The 2,743-nt window shown below is 64.8% G+C and carries 2 protein-coding genes; both read left to right on the plus strand.

Annotation, left to right across the window (positions count from 1 at the left end):
* Window positions 1-108, plus strand: a 108-nt coding sequence (locus EOA78_RS35290) for a DUF2842 domain-containing protein (protein ID WP_127320316.1), incomplete at its 5' end; no start/stop codon positions are given.
* A gap of 522 nt (window positions 109-630) precedes the next feature.
* Window positions 631-2,376, plus strand: a complete 1,746-nt coding sequence (locus EOA78_RS35295; RefSeq protein ID WP_127320318.1) for an adenylate/guanylate cyclase domain-containing protein — start codon at window positions 631-633, stop codon at window positions 2,374-2,376.
* The last annotated feature ends 367 nt before the right edge of the window (window positions 2,377-2,743 follow it).

Genomic DNA, 2,743 nt, shown 5'->3' on the forward strand with positions numbered 1-2,743 from the left:
CCGTGGGCGCATTTCCTGTTCTTCCTGCTCAGCGGCATGCTCTGGGTGCTGCCGGCTATGGGCATCATCAAATGGCTGATCCTGGAGCCCCCGCGGCCGAAGAATTGACGCTCGCTCGCCGCCGCTTGATGGTGAAAGCCTGACGCTTGCTACCCGACGTGTAGGGCAGCTCAGGGTGGCTTTCTGCCTTCCGTCTCGCCGATCGGAACGCGCCGGCGGGGCCACTTTCGGCCTCAGCACCTCTAAGCGCGAACGTCTGGTGTAATGCCCGATGCGCATTCGTAGGGCATCTCGCTGTTACTTCGCCGTGACAAAAGCACCGCCACGGCGGCGTCAACCGGTTACACAGAGCAAGGAATATTTCCGGCCTTCTGGGAGTGACGTGTCAGCGTCCCCCGAGGCTGCGTGGGCGTGTCGTCGGTTGGCTGTTCGCGCGGCGACTGGAACGCTCCACGCCTCGCAAGCGGGATAGCGAAATCTCGTGAAGGCAAGGTCGAGCTGCGTTTTCCGTTCTGTATCGGCGACGGGCGGCGACTGGGAGAGACGGATACCATGCACATGGGGCGTCTGGAAGTTGGCAGGACATGGACGCGGGGCGGCCCGCGTGCAGGCGCTTGGCTGAGCGGTGCAATGACCACGCAGCGCCACCTCGCAGCGATCATGGTTTGCGACGTGGTCGGCTATTCGCGCCTGACGGAGCGCGACGAGCGCGGCACGCTCGAGCGGCTGAAGATCTACCGCAAGGACCTCCTCGAACCGCTGGTCTCTGAGCACCGGGGTCGGATCGTCAAGCTCACCGGCGACGGCATGCTGTGTGAGTTCGCGAGCGTCGTCAACGCGGTGGCCTCGGCGATGGCGATCCAGCAGGCTTTGGCAGAACACGAGGCGGAGATGCCCGAGGAAGAGCGGATTCGCTTCCGCATCGGCGTCAATCTCGGCGACGTGGTCTGCGAGGAGGACGGCGACCTCTACGGCGACGGGGTCAACATCGCCGCCCGCCTCGACGGCATCGCCGATCCCGGCACCGTGGTTGTCTCAGGCACCGCCTACGACCACCTTCAGGGCAAGCTCGACTGCGGCTTCACGCCGCTCGGCAACCTGCGCCTCAAGAACATCGAGCGGCCTGTGCGCGCCTACCGCGTCGAGACCGACGCCGGCGCCTCGGTGGCTGCATCGCCTCCGCTGCCCGCGAAACCCTCGATCGCGGTTCTGCCTTTTACCAACATGAGCGGCGATCCCGACCAGGAATACTTCGCCGACGGGCTGGTGGAGGACATCATCACGGGATTGAGCCGGGTGAACTCCTTCTTCGTGATCGCCCGCAACTCGTCCTTCACCTACAAGGGCCGGGCGGTGGACCTGCGCCAGGTCGGGCGCGAGCTGGGCGTCCGCTATGTGCTCGAAGGCAGCATCCGCAGAGCAGGATCGCGGGTGCGCATCAGTGGGCAGTTGGTGGACGCGATCAGCGGACATCATGTCTGGGCCGACCGCTTCGAGGGCGACGTGAGCGACATCTTCGACCTGCAGGACAAGGTGACCGAGAGCGTCGTCGGCGCTGTCGAACCGAGCATCCGGCTGCAGGAGATCAAGCAGGCGCGAATGAAGCCGACCGACTACATCGGTGCCTACGACCTCTACCTTCGTGCGCTGCCGCGCTTCTACAGCATGACGCGCGAAGGCTTCGCCGACGTGCGCCGGCTCACCAACGAGGCGCTCAGCATCGACCCAGGCTTCACTCTGGCGAAGGCACTAGGTGCCTATATCCGCAGCCTGTCGGTGAGTCAGTGCTGGCACGAGCCCGACGATATCCGCGTCGCCGTGCGCATGGCCCGCGAGGTGCTGGCGGACGCGCGAGACGACCCGACAAGCTTGCGTTTCGCCGCGCAGGTGATCGCCTACAGCGCCAAGGATTACGAGACGGCGCTGGACACGATCGAACGGTCCCTGCTCCTCAACCCCAATTCGGCGCAGGGCCATACGGGCAGCGGCTGGGTGAACGCCCATTCCGGCCACCCCCTCGTCGCGATCGAGCACTTCCACAGGGCAATGCGGCTGAGTCCGGTCGACCCCGAGAAGGGCATCGCGCTCTCCGGCATCGGGATGAGCTACCTGATGCTCGAACGCTACGAGGAAGCGCTGGCTTGGGGAGAACGAGCGCTGCGCGAGATGCCGAATTACGGCTCCTCGCACCGGGTGGTGATCATGGCGCTGGTCAAACTCAACCGGCTGGACGAAGCGCGGGCGGCGGCGCGGCGGCTGATGGAGGCGTTCCCGACCTACACGCTCGGCCTGCAGAGGCAGATCAACCCGTGGCGGGACAAGGTGTTCGCCGAGCGCTACGTCGAAGCGCTGGGTATTGCCGGCGTGCCGGAGTGATCGTCGCGTTTGCAAAGATGCCCTCTCCTGCGCGTTACGTCCGGCCAGGCGACGTCCCTTGATCCCGCGTCGCTTCTGGAAGGATAGTTCTCTGGCCGGGTTGTCCGAGGACTGAGCGCGTAGAGCAGCTGTGAACAGCCGGCGAGCTCTCTGTTGGGTTCGCGTCGAACTTCCGGTTTCCACCCTGACGAGACCTACCGACGGTCCAGACAAATGTCGCCTTCGGGTCACGACGTTCCTTTGACCTCCCCATCAGGGATAGTCCGCAAGGGGTCGGTTCTTGCCGTCCACCGGTACCAAGTGTCAGACTTTCACCACTAGATGGTGACAAGCATCTTGCCGGCATTGGCCAGCGGCGTCGTCACAC

This window comes from Mesorhizobium sp. M5C.F.Cr.IN.023.01.1.1, from assembly GCF_003997585.1.
In the GTDB taxonomy this organism is placed as follows: Bacteria; Pseudomonadota; Alphaproteobacteria; order Rhizobiales; family Rhizobiaceae; genus Mesorhizobium; species Mesorhizobium wenxiniae.